Annotated in this window: 13 protein-coding genes and 1 pseudogene; 7 read left to right on the forward strand and 7 right to left on the reverse strand. The window is 67.3% G+C overall.

All coding sequences use genetic code 11. The annotated features are described in order from the left end of the window. Both ACE3T8_RS12795 and ACE3T8_RS12800 read left to right on the forward strand, forming a co-directional pair. Nucleotides 1-209, forward strand: a 209-nt coding sequence (locus ACE3T8_RS12795; protein ID WP_374609592.1) for a transposase, incomplete at its 5' end; no start/stop codon positions are given. 213 nt (nucleotides 210-422) lie between these two features. After that, nucleotides 423-3,263: a TonB-dependent receptor plug domain-containing protein gene (locus ACE3T8_RS12800; RefSeq protein ID WP_374609593.1), complete on the forward strand. Its 2,841-nt coding sequence runs from the start codon at nucleotides 423-425 to the stop codon at nucleotides 3,261-3,263. Nucleotides 3,264-3,344: 81 nt separating this feature from the next. On the opposite strand, the gene ACE3T8_RS12805 is transcribed toward ACE3T8_RS12800, so the two are convergent. Continuing rightward, the gene (locus ACE3T8_RS12805; protein ID WP_374609594.1) at nucleotides 3,345-4,913 is read right to left on the reverse strand and encodes a sulfotransferase; all 1,569 of its coding nucleotides are present in this window, start codon (nucleotides 4,911-4,913) and stop codon (nucleotides 3,345-3,347) included. Nucleotides 4,914-5,019: 106 nt separating this feature from the next. Between ACE3T8_RS12805 and ACE3T8_RS12810 the strand changes: the two genes are divergently transcribed. From ACE3T8_RS12810 to rnfB, 5 genes and pseudogenes are all read left to right on the forward strand, one after another. Then, nucleotides 5,020-5,451: a DUF2147 domain-containing protein gene (locus ACE3T8_RS12810; RefSeq protein ID WP_374609595.1), complete on the forward strand. Its 432-nt coding sequence runs from the start codon at nucleotides 5,020-5,022 to the stop codon at nucleotides 5,449-5,451. Nucleotides 5,452-5,540: 89 nt separating this feature from the next. Continuing rightward, the gene (locus tag ACE3T8_RS12815; RefSeq protein WP_374609596.1) at nucleotides 5,541-5,984 is read left to right on the forward strand and encodes a DUF2147 domain-containing protein; all 444 of its coding nucleotides are present in this window, start codon (nucleotides 5,541-5,543) and stop codon (nucleotides 5,982-5,984) included. Between the two features lie 91 nt (nucleotides 5,985-6,075). Next, the gene (metG, locus tag ACE3T8_RS12820; RefSeq protein WP_374609597.1) at nucleotides 6,076-8,166 is read left to right on the forward strand and encodes a methionine--tRNA ligase; all 2,091 of its coding nucleotides are present in this window, start codon (nucleotides 6,076-6,078) and stop codon (nucleotides 8,164-8,166) included. After that, nucleotides 8,167-8,756, forward strand: a pseudogene (locus ACE3T8_RS12825) (HAD-IB family phosphatase). 17 nt (nucleotides 8,757-8,773) lie between these two features. Continuing rightward, nucleotides 8,774-9,196, forward strand: coding sequence for an Rnf electron transport complex subunit RnfB (gene rnfB / locus ACE3T8_RS12830; protein ID WP_374609598.1), 423 nt, complete (start codon nucleotides 8,774-8,776; stop codon nucleotides 9,194-9,196). Between the two features lie 109 nt (nucleotides 9,197-9,305). On the opposite strand, the gene ACE3T8_RS12835 is transcribed toward rnfB, so the two are convergent. From ACE3T8_RS12835 to ACE3T8_RS12860, 6 genes are all read right to left on the reverse strand, one after another. After that, nucleotides 9,306-10,268, reverse strand: coding sequence for a TraB/GumN family protein (locus ACE3T8_RS12835; protein WP_374609599.1), 963 nt, complete (start codon nucleotides 10,266-10,268; stop codon nucleotides 9,306-9,308). Next, complete coding sequence (locus ACE3T8_RS12840) at nucleotides 10,265-11,230, reverse strand: DUF1684 domain-containing protein (RefSeq protein WP_374609600.1); 966 nt, start codon at nucleotides 11,228-11,230, stop codon at nucleotides 10,265-10,267. Before ACE3T8_RS12840 ends, ACE3T8_RS12835 begins: the two co-directional genes overlap by 4 nt. Further along, complete coding sequence (gene mutL / locus ACE3T8_RS12845; protein ID WP_374609601.1) at nucleotides 11,227-13,035, reverse strand: DNA mismatch repair endonuclease MutL; 1,809 nt, start codon at nucleotides 13,033-13,035, stop codon at nucleotides 11,227-11,229. The genes ACE3T8_RS12840 and mutL overlap by 4 nt, the downstream gene beginning before the upstream one ends. Before the next feature lie 64 nt (nucleotides 13,036-13,099). Continuing rightward, nucleotides 13,100-14,509 carry an N-acetylmuramoyl-L-alanine amidase gene (locus tag ACE3T8_RS12850; protein ID WP_374609628.1) on the reverse strand — a complete coding sequence of 470 codons (1,410 nt, stop codon included), beginning with the start codon at nucleotides 14,507-14,509 and terminating at the stop codon, nucleotides 13,100-13,102. 151 nt (nucleotides 14,510-14,660) lie between these two features. After that, on the reverse strand, nucleotides 14,661-15,116 hold the full coding sequence (gene tsaE, locus ACE3T8_RS12855; RefSeq protein WP_374609602.1) for a tRNA (adenosine(37)-N6)-threonylcarbamoyltransferase complex ATPase subunit type 1 TsaE: 456 nt from the start codon (nucleotides 15,114-15,116) through the stop codon (nucleotides 14,661-14,663). A gap of 4 nt (nucleotides 15,117-15,120) precedes the next feature. Further along, nucleotides 15,121-16,608 (reverse strand): NAD(P)H-hydrate dehydratase, encoded by a 1,488-nt coding sequence (locus ACE3T8_RS12860; RefSeq protein ID WP_374609603.1) that lies wholly within the window; start codon nucleotides 16,606-16,608, stop codon nucleotides 15,121-15,123. Nucleotides 16,609-16,638: the final 30 nt, after the last annotated feature.

Genomic DNA, 16,638 nt, shown 5'->3' on the forward strand with positions numbered 1-16,638 from the left:
AGAGCCAAATCCCGGCGCTCATGCAGTTTGCGCGACGACTGAAGGGCTACTGGCGCGGCATCGTCAGCCGGGTACGCTGGCCGATGCATACCGGGCAACTGGAAGGCATCAACAACAAGATCAAGGTCATCAAGCGCATGGCCTACGGCTACCGCGACAGCGAGTACTTCTTCCTGAAGATCAAAGCCGCCTTCCCCGGTAATCCGTGATGAACCTTTTCTTTGGGGTTTCCATCGCCTTGCACCCGGCAAGCCGGAGGACAGCACCCTCGGCGCATGGATGAACGAGGCGCAGGCCTCCGCAGCGCGGCAACAAGCACATCTCGCGTGGCATTCTCGTTAATTTGGTGTTACGTTCAGGCGACCGGAGCACCGGAATACCGCAAGTACTTGTATTTGCTCACATTTTTGAAGGAAATCTGAATGACTGTTCACCAACGCCGATTCATCCACCGCAGCCCATTGACATTGGCCCTTGCTGCAGCTCTGTTCCTGCCTGCCGCACATGTCCATGCGCAGTCGGCGCAGGACCAGGACAGCACGTCGGGCGACCAGGCCACGAAGGACCTCGACAAGGTCACGGTGACCGGTTCGCTGATCCCGCAGACCACGGTGGAGACCTTCACCCCGGTCACGATCATCTCGGCGGAAGACATCCAGGCGCGCGGATTCAACAACGTCGCCGAAGTGCTGCAGGGCAGCTCGTTCTCGACCGGCGGCGTGCAGAACAACCAGAGCTCGGCCTCGTTCACCCAGGGCGCCGAGACGCTCAGCCTGTTCGGCTTGTCCGCCAGCTACGTGAAGTACCTGATCGATGGCCGCCCGATGGCCAACTACCCGGCGCTGTACAACGGCTCGGACGTCTTCAACAACATCAGCGGCATTCCGGTGGAGCTGGTGGAGCGGATCGAGATCCTGCCGGGTGGCCAGTCCTCGCTGTACGGCTCCGACGCGATCGCCGGCGTGGTCAACATCATCCTCAAGAAGAACATCGACGGCGCGATCCTCAGCGCCCGCCTGGGTGGCTACGATGAGGGCGGCGGCCGCAGCGGCCGCGTCAGCTTCGCCGACAGCGTCAGCGCAGCCGACAACAAGCTGAACATCGTGTTCGGCATCCAGGCCGAGAAGAGCGACCCGGTGTGGGGTTACCAGCGCGACCTCACCCGCCAGTTCAACACCAACGGCTACAATGGTGCCCCGCAACTGGCCAGCCGCGACTGGCTGGTCTACAGCCCGTTCACCAGCTACAAGTTCCTCGACCCGGCCAACTGCACCAACGTCAGCAGCGGCTTCGACGGTTCGGTCGACCTGCAGACCCGCCCGGGCTTCGGCGACGAGAACTACTGCGGTTCGATGACGACCCCGGGCTACCGCACGCTCAAGAACAGCAAGGACGGCGTGCAGCTCTACACCCACGCGACCTGGGACTTCAATGACCTCGCGCAGGGCTACGCCGACGTGCTGCTCAGCCACGAAAAGGTGAAGTACCACATCGGCTCCGGCTACACCTGGTGGGGCACCAGCGTGAAGTGGGGCTATTTCTACGATCCGGAACTGCACGATTTCCTGAACCTGCAACGCGCCTTCACCCCGGAAGACATGGGCGGCTGGGAAAACTCCATGCAGGAGAACAAGAGCACGTCGTACGCCATCACCCTGGGCGTGAACGGCACCCTGAGCGAGGACTCGAACTGGGACTACGACATCAGCCTGTCGCGCACCCACTACAAGCTCGACGAGATCGACCTGGCCCGCCTGGCGGACCCGATCAACGATTACTTCCAGGAGCACGTCCTGGGCGACCAGCTGGGTTGGGATCCGTACTACGGCGCCTACCCCATCTTCCAGCCCGACTACGCCGAGTTCTACAAGCTGCTCTCGCCGGCGGACTTCTACAGCTTCATGGGCAAGACGGTCTCGAAGAGCACGACCTTCGACAACATGATCCGCGCGCAGTTCACCAACGGCTCGCTGTTCTCCCTGCCGGGCGGCGACGCCGGTGCGGCGATCGCGGTCGAGGCCGGCACCCAGGGTTGGAGCTACGTCCCCGATCCGCGCCTGTTGAACGGCGAAATCTGGGGCACCACCGCGGTCAGCGGCGGCGGCAAGCGCTCGCGTTACGCGCTGACCGGCGAACTGCGCCTGCCGGTCCTGGATCCACTGACCATCACCGCGTCGGCCCGCTATGACGGCTTCCGTGCCGCCGGCCGCGAGATCTCCAAGCCGACGTACGCCATGGGCCTGGAATATCGTCCGATCGAATCGCTGCTGTTCCGCGGCAAGTACGGCACCGCGTTCAAGGCGCCGACCCTGGCCGACCAGTTCCAGGGCATCAGCGGCTTCTACAACACCACCACCGACTACTACAACTGCGCCCTGCTGGGCTTCGATCCGGGCGAAGTGGACCTGTGCCCGGCCCGCTTCTCCGACCTGCAGTACTTCGGCCAGCAGTCCGGCAACCCGGACCTGAAGCCGATCAACGCCAAGGTGTGGAGCTACGGCGTGGTGTGGGCCCCGACCGCGAAGTTCTCGGTCAGCGCCGACTACCACCACTGGGATATCCGCGACGAAGTGCGCCTGCAGAGCGTCGACCAGCTGATGCGCGACGAGGCGGCTTGCCGCACCGGCGGCCTCGACATCAACTCCGGCACCTGCCAGGCCGCGATCAGCCAGATCACCCGCGGCGCCGCCGGCACCGTGCAGTCGATCCAGGTCAAGAAGATCAACATCGCAAAGCAGACCCTGGACGCGGTCACCGTGGACATGAACTACCGCCAGGAGCTGGGCGCGTTCGGCACGCTGGGGATGTCGGGCTCGTGGACCCGCAACCTGGAGCACCTGCTGCAGGACTACCCGACCGACCCGGTCGTGGATGCGCTCAACGATCCGTACTGGAGCACCGACCCGAAGTACAAGGCCAACGCATCCCTGAGCTGGAACAAGGCCCGTTGGACCACCACGCTTTACGCGAACTACATCGGCCCGACGCCGAACTATCGCGCCACGCTGGATCCCGATGGCTATGCCTTCGCGGGTGCCGGCCGGCTGGGGTCGTACACCACGGCCAACGCCAGCGTGAACTTCGACGTCACCGAAGACCTCAAGCTGTCGTTCCTGGTCAACAACCTGGCCAACCGGATGCCGGACATGGACGTTCGCTCGTACCCGGGCAACAGCGGCGAACCCTACAACAGCAGCAACTTCAACCTGCTGGGTCGCGCGTACTACGTGGAAGCGAAGTGGAACTTCGGCAAGGGCAAGTAACCGCCAGCGCTGCATGACCACAGGAGAAACCCCGCCGATCGGCGGGGTTTCTTTTTGCGCGTCCGACAGGCGAAGACGCAGTCAGACGACGATGCCGGCGCCCTCCAGCAACAGCTTCAACCCGGCCAACTGCGGCTGGTAACGCTTCCAGCGTTGCAGCGCGTCGCGATGCAACGGCTGCCGCACCTGCACCGCGCTGGCGGTGGCCACCGGCGCGGCGTTGTCGTTGAAGCGCATGCACGCATCGTCCCACTCCAGTCCGCAATGCGCCAGCAACCGGCGCGTCGCGCTTTCCTGATCTTCGACGAGCGCCTCGTAGTCGAGTTCCAGGATGCGGCCGGGCAACGTCTCCCGCCAATGCCGCATCAACCGGTCGAACAGCACGTAATAGCGACCGGTGTCGAGCAGGTCGAAGGAATAGTCGTAGTAGGGCGTGCTCTGCGCGAACAACTGGCGGAAATTGCCCAGGCAGGTGTCCATCGGATTGCGCCGCAGGCACACGATGCGCGCATTAGGCAACGCGCGTGCGATGAAGCCGGCGTAGAGGAAATTATGCGGAAGCTTGTCGACGAACCGCGGTTTTCCCGCCGTCGCCGGACGCGTGCTGGCGACGTAGGCGTCTCCCAGTTGTCGCCAAGCCATCGACGCCGATCGCAGCACGGTATCGACATCCAGCAGTTCCGGCGTGCGGCTGCCCGATGCGCGTTTCAGCACCACGCCGAAATTCTGCAACTCTCCCGCCGAATGGACCTGCGGATGACTGGAGAGGATGCGATCGACGAGCGTCGTCCCCGATCGCGGCATGCCGATGACGAAGATCGGTTCCGCGCTGGAACTACCCTCGACGTCGTGCGGCATTGCCCGGGTCGCTTGCTCGATCGCGGCGAACAGATCGGCGTCGCGTTCGCTCCGGTAAGCCCGGCCCTCGCCGCCCGCGGCCTTGCCTGCGACCAGGTGATCGAACGCGCGCGGGTAGTCGCCGAGATCCTCCAGCTCCTTGGCCAGCGCCAGGTTCAGGTACATCCGCGACGCGGCATCGCGCGCATCGTCAAGCAGGCCTCGCAAGCGCGCGACGTGGTTGCCCGCGGTCGAGGCCTTGCGCAACTGGGCCAGCGCGAGATGCGCCTTGCCGTGGCCCGGCTCCAGCGCCAGGCAGGCCTCGTACTCGCGTTCGGCCTGGTCGAGGTTACCCAGGAACGTGTGCGAGGTACCGAGGTTGAAACGGTACGTGGCATGCCTCGGCAGCTTGCGGGCCGCCTGCTCGAACAGCGCGATCGCCTTCGCGTGTTCGTTGGCCTGGGTATAGACCACGCCAAGCGTGTCGAGCGTGGCCGGATCGTCGGGCGACATCGCGGACGCGGCATCGGCGGCGACCAGCGCCTCGCGAGTAAGCCGCACCATCGCCAGCGCGCGCGCGAACTGCGCCGCGTAGTCGGCGCGCGCCGGACTGAGGTGGACAGCACGCTGCAGGTGGCGGATCCCTTCCGGCAATCGCTGCAGCTGCAACGCCGCGACCCCTGCAACGAAGTGGACGCCGCCGTGCTCCGGCACCATGCCGGTCAATCGGATCCCCATATCGTGTGCCACCTGCCATTGCCGACGGTTCAGGGCCTCGACGGCATCGGCATACATCCGCTGTGCTTCATTCATCTCCGCATCCTAACCTTCAGCCTCCATACGGCATCGAATGCGGTATAAATGCGCCACTCGCCACCGGGCGCACCGCGCCCCGCCATCTCCCTGGGAGGGGATCACCATGCGCAATTTCATCCTCGTCGGCCTGCTCGCCGCGGTCAGCTTCTCCGCTTCCGCACAGAACCCCACCTCGCCGGTCGGCAAGTGGAAGACGCTGGACGACAAGACCGGCAAGGCGATGACCATCACCGAGGTCTATGAAGCGAAGAACGGCACCCTGGCGGCGAAGATCGTGGAGAACCTGGGCCTGCCGGCGACCTGCTCGGATTGCAGCGGCCCGCACAAGGGTAAGCCGATGGTTGGCATGGTCACCCTGTGGAACCTGAAGGCCAACAAGGACGGCACCTGGGGCGGCGGCAGCGGCTACAAGCCGTCCGAGGACCGCGAGTTCAAGGCAAAGACCGTCACCCTCACCGACGGTGGCAAGAAGCTGGAGGTGAAGGGCTGCGTGTCGATCATCTGCCGCACCGCGACCTGGGTGCGCGTCAACTGAGCGTATCGCTCGTGCCAACGAAACGGCCCGCTTGCGGGCCGTTTCCATTTGCGGGCCACGCCCGCCTCGCCCCTGCAGGAACCCGACCCATGCGCACAGCGCTCGCTGCCTTCCCGACCTTGTTGCTGCTCGCGGCATCGGCCGCTCATGCGCAATCGCCATCGTCGGCGGTGGGTCGCTGGAAGACCATCGACGACGCCACCGGCAAGGCGAAATCCGTGGTCGAGGTGTACGTGGCGAAGGACGGACGACTCGCCGGCAAGGTGGTCGAGATCCTCGACCTGAAGGATGGCCCCGATCCTGCCTGCACCGAGTGCAAGGGCGCGAACCACGGCAAGCCGATCAAGGGCATGGTGATCCTGTGGGGCCTGCAGCCCGACGGCGCCGGCAAGTGGGCCGGCGGCCGCGTGCTGGATCCCGAGAACGGCAAGGACTACAAGGCCAAGCTCGAGTTGCTGGACCGCGGCAGGGAACTGGGGATGTCGGGGTGCATCGCCTTCGTGTGCCGGCAGCAGCTGTGGGTGCGCGAATAGCCCGCCGATGACTGCCTCTCGGAGCCCCGCATTGCCGGGGCTTTTTCGTGGCCATGCGATAATCGCGCCCCCCTTCGCATCGCCCGCCTCCATGCCTCGTTCCGCGCTGGTCACCAATGCCCTGCCCTACGCCAACGGCCCGCTCCACCTGGGCCACCTGGTCGGCTACATCCAGGCCGACATCTGGGTGCGGGCGCGGCGCATGCGCGGCGACACGGTGCACTTTGTCTGCGCGGACGACACCCACGGCACGCCGATCATGCTCGCCGCGGAAAAGGCCGGGATCACCCCCGAAGCCTTCATCGCCGGCATCCAGGCCGGCCACGAGCGCGACTTTGCCGCGTTCGGCGTGGCGTTCGACCACTACGACTCGACCAACTCGACGGCGAACCGCGCACTGACCGAATTGTTCTATTCGCGCCTGGAAGCCGCCGGCCACATCGGCCGGCGCAGCGTTGCCCAGTTCTACGATCCGGCCAAGGGCATGTTCCTGCCCGACCGCTACATCAAGGGCATCTGCCCCAACTGCGGCACCGCCGACCAGTACGGCGACAACTGCGAATCCTGCGGCGCCACGTATGCGCCGACCGACCTCAAGGAACCGAAGTCGGTGCTGTCCGGGGCCACCCCGGAAATGCGCGACTCCGAGCATTTCTTCTTCGAGGTCGGCCGCTTCGAGGGCTTCCTGCGCGAGTGGCTTGCCGGCGATGTCGCCCTGCCGGGTGTCAAGGCCAAGCTGATGGAGTGGCTGGATGCCGAGGGCGGCCTGCGCGCCTGGGACATCTCCCGCGATGCGCCCTATTTCGGCTTCGAGATCCCCGGCCAGCCCGGCAAGTATTTCTACGTCTGGCTGGATGCACCGATCGGTTACCTGAGCAGCTTCGGCAATCTCTGCGCGAAGAACGGCGCCGACTTCGATGCGTTCCTCGCGCCCGCCAGCGACGCCGAACTGCACCACTTCATCGGCAAGGACATCGTGAATTTCCACGGCCTGTTCTGGCCGGCGGTGCTGCATGGCAGCGGCCATCGCGCGCCGACGCGCCTGCACGTCAACGGCTACCTGACCGTGGACGGCGCGAAGATGAGCAAGTCGCGCGGCACCTTCATCATGGCGCGCACCTACCTGGATGTCGGCCTGGAGCCGGAAGCGCTGCGCTACTACTACGCCGCGAAGTCATCCGGAGGCGTGGACGACCTCGACTTGAACCTGGCCGATTTCACCGCGCGGGTGAACGCGGACCTGGTCGGCAAGTTCGTCAACCTGGCCAGCCGTTGCGCCGGCTTCATCGAGAAGCGTTTCGCCGGCCGCCTGGCCGATGCATTGCCCGATGCCACGCAGTACACGCGATTCGTATCGACGCTCGACGGCGTGCGCGAGGCCTACGAGCGCAACGACCCGGCATCGGCGATCCGCCAGCTGATGGCCTTGGCCGACGAGGCCAACAAGTACATCGACGAACACAAACCGTGGGTCCTGGCCAAGCAGGAGGGCGCGGATGCCCAACTGCAGGCGGTCTGCACGCAAGGGCTGAACCTGTTCCGCGTGCTGGCGGCCGGACTGGCGCCGGTGCTGCCGCGCACCAGCGCGCAGGCGGCCGCATTCCTCGACGCACCCGTGCATGCGTGGAGCGACCTCGATGCGCCGCTGGTCGCGCATGCCATCAACCCCTATGCCCCGCTGTTCACCCGCATCGACCCCAAGCACATCGACGCCATGACCGACGCTTCGAAGGACACCCTCGCCGCCGCGCCCGCTGCTCCCGCGAAACCGGTCGAGGCGAAGAAGGCGGAGGCCGCGCAAGCGCCACCCTTACTCCAACCCTCTCCCGCCAGCGCGAAAGGGAGCGAGAGCCATATCGGCATCGAGGATTTCGCGAAGCTCGACCTGCGCATCGGCAAGGTGCTGGAGTGCGGCTTCGTCGACGGCTCCGACAAGCTGCTGCGCTTCCTGCTGGATGCCGGCGACCTGGGCCAGCGGCAGATCTTCTCCGGCATCCGCGGCAGCTACGCCGAGCCTGGGGCGCTGGTGGGCCGCAAGGTGGTGTTCATCGCCAACCTCGCCCCGCGCAAGATGCGCTTCGGCCTGAGCGAAGGGATGATCCTCTCGGCCGGTTTCGACGGCGGCGCGCTGGCGCTGCTGGATGCCGATGCCGCGGCCTTGCCGGGCATGCCGGTGCGCTGAATGGACCTGGCGCTGGTCGATTTCGACCATACCGTCACCACCTGCGATACCTCACGCGCTTCCTGCGCAGCGTCGCCACGCCTGCGCAAAAAGCGCGCGCGAAGTGGAGCATCGGGCCGTGGCTGGCCGGCTACAAATTGCGGATGCTCTCCGCGGAGGCCCTGCGCGTCCGCGCGACCGGGGTCGTGTTCCGCGGTCGCGACGCGGTGGAGATCGCCGCCATCGGAGCGCGCTACGCAACGGAAATGCTGCCCGGCGTGCTGCGCCCCGCGATGATGGAACGCATCGACTGGCACAAGGCGCGCGGCGATACCGTGGCCATCGTCTCGGCGTCGCTCGACGTGTACCTGCAGCCGTGGTGCGCGCTGCACGGGCTCGAGCTGGCCTGCAACCGGCTGGAGGCGCTCGATGGCCGACTCAGCGGTCGCTATCTCGGTGGCGATCGCGGCCGGCACAAGGCCGCCGACATCCGTTCGCGCTACGACCTGAGCCGGTTCGATCGCGTGCATGCCTATGGCGACAGCCGCGAGGACCGGCCGATGCTGGCGCTGGCGCACGAGCGCTGGTATCGCGGCCACCGCCTCGCCTGAGCAGTACAGTCGACACGATGTCGGATCCCATGCCCGCGCTGGTCGAACGCCTCGACCGCCTGTTGCCGCAGACCCAGTGCGGGCAGTGCGGCTTCGATGGCTGCCGGCCGTATGCCGAAGCGATGGCGCGTGGCGACGCCGGCATCGACCATTGTCCGCCAGGTGGCGATGCCGGCGCGCGCGCGCTGGCGAAACTGCTGGGGGTCGCCGCGATACCCTACGACCGCAGTCGCGGCGAGCACCTGCCACCGCGGGTGGCAGTGGTGGTGGAAGCCGATTGCATCGGCTGCACCAAATGCATCCAGGCCTGCCCGGTCGATGCCATCGTCGGCGCATCGAAAGCCATGCACGTGGTCATCGATCCGCTGTGCACCGGTTGCGCGCTGTGCGTGCCGGCCTGCCCGGTGGATTGCATCGTGATGGTGAGCGAACGCGCCTAGCAGTTGCCCTATCGGCAACTGCTGCGTTCCGCGAGCGCCCGGCCATGGAAGGCCGGGCAGCAGTCAGCGCAAGCCGAGCTGTTGCGCCATGGATGGCCTCGAGCAGTTGTTATTTAGCAGCCGCCGCATCGCAGGCATCGCACACGCGCTCGACCTTGTAGCCCTTCGCCTTGAGCTTCTCGACCAGGCCGTCACTGCCGAGCAGGTGCAGCGCACCGACCACCACCAGGGTGTCGTTGGAGGTCGAGCCGGTCAGGCGCTTTTCGATCTGCGGCAGCCAGGCATTGTTGCGATCCACGTCCAGCAGCTTGTACGACTGCGGCGACTTCGCGGCCATGTCCGCGCGCATGCCGGTGTCCAGCCGCTCCACGTCGCCGCTCCGCCACCATGCATGCATGTCCTGCAGCTCCTGCACCGCCTTCTTCGGGTCGACCAGGAATTCGTCCAGGCCCTGCGCCTGTTCGGCATACGGCACCGCGTCCATCGCCTGCATCTGCGCGTCGACGGTTTCCAGCCCGCCAGCGGGCTTGCCGGCCTTGGCCGCGCGTTCCATCAGGTGCCGGTCCAGGCCGAGGTCGGCCTGCAGGCCCATCGCCTGGCTCACGCCCAGCACCAGGCCCAGGCTGACCGCCCACGGCTCGCTCTGCTCGAGCGCCTGCACCGAACCACCGCTGGCGGACACCAGCGTCCCCAGCCGTTCCAGCGTGGCCTTCGGCAGCACCTTGCTCAGGCTCTTGCCCTCTTCGTAGGCCATGTACTTCTGCATGGTCGCGACCGTTTCCGGCGCGGTCATTTCGCGCGGGTCGATCTCGAACAGCAGCGACTCGGCATCGTCGAAGGCGCGGTCGATCTCGACCGGCATCGGGTAGTCATCGCGCTTCAGCAGGTGGAACGAACCCAGCAGGTACACGCTGTTGTCGGCATCGGACACTTTCCAGAGCACCGGGCGCGCAACCGCCTTGGCTCCCGGCGCGCTGGCGACGGGCGAGGTGGCGGGCCTGGTGGACTGGTCGGCGTGGACGGGCAGCGCGAGCGCGGCGACAAGCGCCAGGGTGAGCAATCGTGTAGTCACGCGGGATCCTTCGGGGATGGAACGGGGGATGCTTCGGGTTTTGCGTAGGCTTTCTCGCCAGCGGAGACCACCAGGTCCAGTCGGTTTTCCGGCGGCGGCAGCGGGCAGGTGGCGAACGGGGTGAATGCGCACGGCGGGTTGTAAGCCTGGTTGAAGTCGATCACCACGCGGCCCTGCGCATCGGGTTTCGACACATCGATGAAGCGCCCGGCGCCGTAACTGCCATGCCCGTTGGTGCGGTCGGCGAACACCAGGAACAGGGTCTCCTCGCCCTGGTCCAGCGCTTCCAGCCGGTACGTCTTGCCGTCGCGCTGGAACTCGAGCGCGCCGGGATTGGGGACGGCGTCGATGGTACCGATGATGTTGGCGATCGGCAGGGTCTTGCCGGCGGGATGCGCGATGAAACGCGCCGGCACCTGCCAGTCGCGGCCACCGGGCCAGTATTCCAGGCCGGCGAACTGCACGCGGCTCGGGGCATCGGCGTGCTTGACCCGCAGGGCCAGCCGACCGCCGCGTTCGATCACGGTGACGAGGCCCTTGCCCTCGTCGAAGGCGATCACGCTCGGCCCGGCTGCATCCTTGTCGCTGCGCAACACACCACTGCGAGTCGGTTTGCCATCGAGCGTGACGGGAACGTCTGCAACGAAGCTTGTCTTACCGTCGCGAACCGTGAACACGCCCAGGTGCTCCGGACCCATCGCGATGCGGATGCCGTTGTCCACATCGCTACCGACGCGATGCGCGCCCGGATCCAGCCAATGCATCCCGATCAGGCTGGCCCAGCCATCCGCACGATTGAGGTCGAGGACGCGCCGTCCACGCCACATGAATTGCTCGTGCGCGTAGTGCTTGAGCGCGGCCTGCAGCCTGGCTTCTTCGTCGGGCGCAGCCTGCGGCGGCGGTGCGCGTTCGCAACCCGCCATCGCCAGCATGCAAGCCAGCGCGATGCCGGTGGCTGTCATCGTCCGCGCAGGAACCATCGATCCATCTCCGCCAATCCGAAACGCGTCCAGGTGGGACGCCCATGGTTGCACTGCCCGGAGCGTTCGGTCGCTTCCATCTCGCGCAGCAGGGCGTTCATTTCATGCACGGTCAGCCGCCGGTTGGCGCGCACCGCGCCGTGGCAGGCCATCGTCGACAGCAGTTCGTCGCGGGTCTCGGCCACGCGCCGGGTGGTGCCGTGTTCGCGCAGGTCGGTGAGCACGTCGCGCAACAACGCTTCGACATCGCCATGCGCAAGCAGCGCGGGCACGCTGCGCAGCAGCAGCGATTGCGGGCCGCTGCGTTGCACCTCGAACCCGAGTTGCGCGAGGGTGTCCGCTTCGCGCTCGGCGACGTCGGCTTCGCGCTCGGACACGGCGATGCTCGCGGGCACCAGCAACGGCTGGGTGCGCAGGCCGGCACCGTCATGGGCAGTCTTGAGTTTCTCGTAGCCGATGCGTTCGTGCGCCGCATGCATGTCGACCACGACCAGGCCGTCGGCGTTCTCGGCGAGGATGTAGATGCCGTGCAATTGCGCCACCGCGAAGCCGAGCGGCGGCATGCCGCCGGGTGCGTCGTCGGGCATCGGCATCGCGGCAACGGTTGCGGGCGATGCCGCGGCGTCCGGGAACGTGGCGGCATCGCGCGGCGCATACAACGCGGCATAGGCGCTCGGCGCATCCGCCACGCGAAGGCCGATGGAGGATTGCTGCGGCGCCGGCATCGACCATGCATTCGACACTGCCGCTGCATGCGTCGACGTGGCAGTGGCGCCGGCGCGGGTTTCGGCCAGGGCCTGGTGCAGCGTGCGATAGACGAAATCGTGGACCAGACGCGATTCGCGGAAGCGCACCTCGTGCTTGGCCGGATGCACGTTGACGTCCACGCCGCGCGGATCGAGTTCGAGGAACAGCACGTAGGCCGGGTGCCGGCCGTGGAACAGCACGTCCGCATACGCCTGCCGGATCGCGTGGGACACGTTGCGATCGCGCACGCTGCGGCCGTTGACGTAGAGGTATTGCTGGTCGGCACTCGCGCGGTTGTAGGCGGGTTGCGCGATCCAGCCGTGCAGGCGCATGCCGGCGCCGGCATGGTCCACGCGCAGGGCATTGCGGCTGAAATCCTCGCCCAGCGCTTCGTGCAGACGCACGTCACTGAGCATGGTGCCTTCCTGCAGCTGCGCCTCGCCCTTCCAGCGCCGCGACGGCTTGCCGTTGTGGGCGACCCGCAGCTCCACGTCGGGGCGCGCCAGCGCCAGCGTGCGCAGCCAGTCCTCGATGTGCGACAGCTCGGTGCGCTCGGCGCGCAGGAACTTGCGCCGCGCCGGCACGTTGTAGAACAGGTCGCGCACTTCCACCGTGGTACCCGGCGGATGCGCATGCGGCGTCACCTCGCCAACCTTGCCGCCATCGACCTGCAGCAGCGCGCCGTGCTCGCTACCAGCGCGTCGTGAAGTCAGGCGGAAGCGGCTGACCGAGGCCACGGACGGCAACGCCTCGCCCCGGAAGCCGAGCGTGGCCACGGCCTCGAGGTCGTCGATGCTGGCGATCTTGCTGGTGGCGTGGCGCTGCACCGCCAGCGGCAGTTCCACGGGATCGATGCCGCCACCGTCGTCGCGGATCCGGATCAGGCGGATGCCGCCGTCCTCCAGGTCGATGTCGATGCGGCGCGCGCCGGCATCCAGTGCGTTCTCGACCAGTTCCTTGACCACGGACGCGGGCCGCTCGACGACCTCGCCGGCGGCAATCTGGTTGATCAGGGTGTCGGGGAGTTGGCGGATGGTCACGCCGGGATTTTAGCCTGCGGCATCCGGTCCTTCCGGCGAACCCCGGAATGACCGCGTGCGTGGACTACGGGCTGCCGCCCGCGTTCGCGCCGGCGCCCGCCGCAGAGGCCTGACTGACCTGCGGGGCCTGTGTGGCCTGCGCCCGTGCGGCATACAGCGTGCCCGGTGGCGGCTGGCGGGTGAAATATTCGTTGATGCCGGCCAGCACCGCGGTCGCCAGCTTGCGCTGGTAATCGGGGCTGGACAGCAGCGCTTCCTCGCCGTGGTTGGAGATGAAACCGGTTTCCACCAGCATCGCCGGCACGTCGGAGGTGCGCAGCACCGCAAAGTTGGCGTGTTCCACCCTGCGCGTCTTGCCGACGCTGCCCAGGCTGCCCAGGACGTGGTTGGCGGCATCGGTGGAGGCCTTCATCTGCCCGCTCTGGGTCAGGTCCAGCAGCACCGACTTGAGGGTGTCACCGGTGGTGGCCAGCTTCACCCCACCGATCAGGTCCGCGGCATTTTCCTTGTCGGCCAACCAGCGCGCACGCTGCGAGGACGCACCGCGGGTGGACATCACGTACACCGAGGAGCCGGTGGCGTCGCGGTTCTCGGCGGCATCCGCATGGATCGACACGAAGATGTCGGCCTTGGCACCGCGCGCCAGCACGGCGCGGCGATTGAGCGGGATGAAGACGTCCGCATCGCGGGTCAGGTGCGCCTTCATGCCGGGCGTGGCATTGATCTGGCGGGCCAGTTCGCGGGCGATCGCCAGGGTCACGTTCTTTTCGCGATTGCCGTTCGGACCGATCGCGCCCGGATCCTGGCCACCGTGGCCGGCATCGATGGAAATGACCAGCGGACGCATGCCGGGCTGCATCGCCGGGCGTGGCACGGACGCGACGACCGCGGGGATCTCGGCGGGCATCGGTTCCGGTTTGCCGGTGGCGATGCGGGTCGGGATGCCGGTGGCGACGGTGCCGGGCAATTCGGAGACGGTGGCCGCCGGGCTGACGACCTTGCCGGGATCGGTTTCGACCGCGGCGGAGGCTTTGGCGATCTCGGCGATCGGATCCGGCTTGGCCGGGGCAATGGCGGGTACGACGGCAACCGCAGTGACCGGGGCAGTAGCGACGGCATCCCCCGGCCATTCCAGCACCAGGCGCGGGCCTGTCGCCGTGGTTTCGAGCCGTGGCGGCATCGCCTTGACCTGGTTGGCCAGGTCGAAGACCACGCGGACAGTGCCCGGTTGCGGCTGGCCAGTGCGCACGGCCTTGACTGCGCCAGCGCCGGCAGGGAGGGTCAGGTTGCGGGCCAGGCGACTGTCGGCGAAGTCCACGACCAGCCGGTCGGGATTGCGCAGCTCGATGACCTTGTAGTCGCCCGGCCGGTCCAGCTGGAGTTCGACGCGGGTGCCGGTCGCCCCGGTTTCAACGCGCAACTGCTTGATTTCCGAGGCATTTGCGAGATTCCAGCAGAGTGCGGCCAGCAGCATCAGCGCCAGCAGGACTTGCTCGAACCGGATCCCCTTGACTCGCATGTACGGGAGTTAAGCACTTGCCGCGGGCGAGCGCAAGCATTTTTCCCTTATGAATCCGCAACCTGCCGCACTTTCCTAAATGGGGGCGCAACTCCTGCCCGGAGCGTCAAGCTGGACCTAGCGCCTCCAGCCAATCGTGGCCGGCCGCCGTTCGGGCATGCAGGACGCAACGCCGACCCGCGCCCTCCACGGCGAGCTCCACGTCGAGGTCGGCCGTCGGCAAGCCACCCTGCCCGCGCTCGGGCCACTCGACCAGCCACAGCCGTGTTTCGGCCGGGTCCAGTCCCAGGAACTCGAGCTCGCCGGGATCTCCGATCCGGTACAGGTCCAGGTGCAGGGCCATGCCGCCGGCCGGCAGCGGATACTGCTCCACAAGGGTGTAGGTGGGGCTGCGGATGGTGCCGGTCACGCCCAGCGCGCGTAGCAGCGCCCGCGCCAGCGTGGACTTGCCGGCACCGAGGTCGCCATGCAGGTAGGCCACGACCCGGGGCGGCAAGGCGTGAGCCAGGCGCGCGCCGAGCGCGTCGGTCGCATCCGCGTTATCGAGGAAGAAATCGTGCATGCGCCTATCGTCGCATCGGATTGGCCAACCGGCGCAGCCAGGGTGCCAGGTCCGATGGCAGCAGGCCGCGCTCGCCGTCCTCGCGCGCCGCTGCGTCGCCGGCTACCGCATGCAAGAGGGCACCCGCCAACGCCGCATCCCCCGCAGCCATGCCCTGCGCCAGCAGCGCCGCGATGATGCCGGTGAGCACATCGCCCATCCCGCCCACCGCCATGCCCGGATTGCCGGCACAGATCACCGATGGCGGCTGACCTGCACTGGCGATGATGCTGCCCGCCCCCTTCAGCACCAGCGTGCAGCCGAGCCGGGCCTGCAACGCCTGCGCGGCGGCGAAGCGATCGCGCTGCACCTCGCTTGTCGTGATGCCGAGCAGGCGCGCGGCCTCGCCGGGGTGCGGCGTGGCGACATCCTGCCCGCGCAGGCACTGCCCGGACGATGCCAGCAGGTTCAACGCATCAGCATCGACCACGCATGGCAATGCGCTGGCCAACGCGGCCTCGAGCAACTGCCGTCCCCAATCGCCCTGCCCCAGCCCGGGACCGATCGCGATGACGCTGGCGCGCGACAGCAAGGGCGCGAGTTGCGCGACGTCGTCGACCGCATGCGCCATCGCCTCCGGCCGCCGCGCCAGCAATGCCGGAACATGCTCAGCGCGCGTCGCCACGCTGAGCAGACCGGCGCCGCTGCGCAACGCGGCATTGGCGGCCAGCAGGATCGCGCCGCCGCTGCCGTGGTCGCCGCCAATGCACAGCACATGGCCGTTGCGGCCCTTGTGGCTGTCGCGCGGACGCAGCGGGAAGAAACCGGGTAGCGCATCGGCACGCAATGCGAGCGCCGCAAGCTCGACACCGTCGAACACTGTGTCCGGCAGATCGAGTGCGGCCAGTGCAAGGTCGCCGGCATGGTCCAGCGCCGTGCCGGTGCGCAGGCCACGATGCCGGGCGATGAACTGCAAGGTACGTTCCGCGATGACCGCAATGCCCGGCGCATCTCCGCTGCGCGCATCGATGCCGCTGGGCACGTCCAGCGCCAGCACCGGCGCCGGGTGCCGGTTGATCGCCTCGATCAAGGCACTCGCATGCGCATCCGGCGCGCGCGACAGACCGATCCCGAACACCGCATCGACCAGCACATCCGCGTCGCCGAGTTCGCCATCGAAGCAAGCAACCCGCCCGCCAGCCGCGATGAAGGCGTCGTGGGCCTGCATCGCCAACGGCGTGCGCGCCGCATGCGCGTCGAGCCGCAACACACGCACGTCGAGACCGGATGCCAGCGCGTGCCGCGCCAGCACATAGCCGTCGCCGCCGTTGTTGCCTCGCCCGCAGGCCACCACGATCCGTCGTGCGCGCGGCCAGTGCTTCAGCACGCACTGCCACGCAGCCAGGCCCGCGCGCGCCATCAGTGCACCGGCATCGCCACCGCAGGCCCGAATGCCGCGTGCTTCGAATTCGCGCAACTGGTCGGGGGCGTACAGCGGGAATGGACTCTGCATCGGCCGATTCTAGAACCGACTCCTATACTT

Source organism: Thermomonas sp. (assembly GCF_041919455.1).
GTDB lineage: Bacteria > Pseudomonadota > Gammaproteobacteria > Xanthomonadales > Xanthomonadaceae > Thermomonas.

What these genes read in the sequence shown, in the direction of transcription:
- ACE3T8_RS12815 (WP_374609596.1), top strand. Translation starts at nt 5,541, where the DNA reads ATGCGCACAGCGCTCGCTGCCTTCCCGACCTTGTTGCTGCTCGCGGCA.
- ACE3T8_RS12800 (WP_374609593.1), top strand. Translation starts at nt 423, where the DNA reads ATGACTGTTCACCAACGCCGATTCATCCACCGCAGCCCATTGACATTG.
- tsaE (WP_374609602.1), bottom strand. Translation starts at nt 15,116, where the DNA reads ATGCACGATTTCTTCCTCGATAACGCGGATGCGACCGACGCGCTCGGC.
- ACE3T8_RS12860 (WP_374609603.1), bottom strand. Translation starts at nt 16,608, where the DNA reads ATGCAGAGTCCATTCCCGCTGTACGCCCCCGACCAGTTGCGCGAATTC.
- ACE3T8_RS12840 (WP_374609600.1), bottom strand. Translation starts at nt 11,230, where the DNA reads ATGACAGCCACCGGCATCGCGCTGGCTTGCATGCTGGCGATGGCGGGT.
- rnfB (WP_374609598.1), top strand. Translation starts at nt 8,774, where the DNA reads ATGTCGGATCCCATGCCCGCGCTGGTCGAACGCCTCGACCGCCTGTTG.
- ACE3T8_RS12850 (WP_374609628.1), bottom strand. Translation starts at nt 14,509, where the DNA reads ATGCTGCTGGCCGCACTCTGCTGGAATCTCGCAAATGCCTCGGAAATC.
- ACE3T8_RS12810 (WP_374609595.1), top strand. Translation starts at nt 5,020, where the DNA reads ATGCGCAATTTCATCCTCGTCGGCCTGCTCGCCGCGGTCAGCTTCTCC.
- metG (WP_374609597.1), top strand. Translation starts at nt 6,076, where the DNA reads ATGCCTCGTTCCGCGCTGGTCACCAATGCCCTGCCCTACGCCAACGGC.
- ACE3T8_RS12805 (WP_374609594.1), bottom strand. Translation starts at nt 4,913, where the DNA reads ATGAATGAAGCACAGCGGATGTATGCCGATGCCGTCGAGGCCCTGAAC.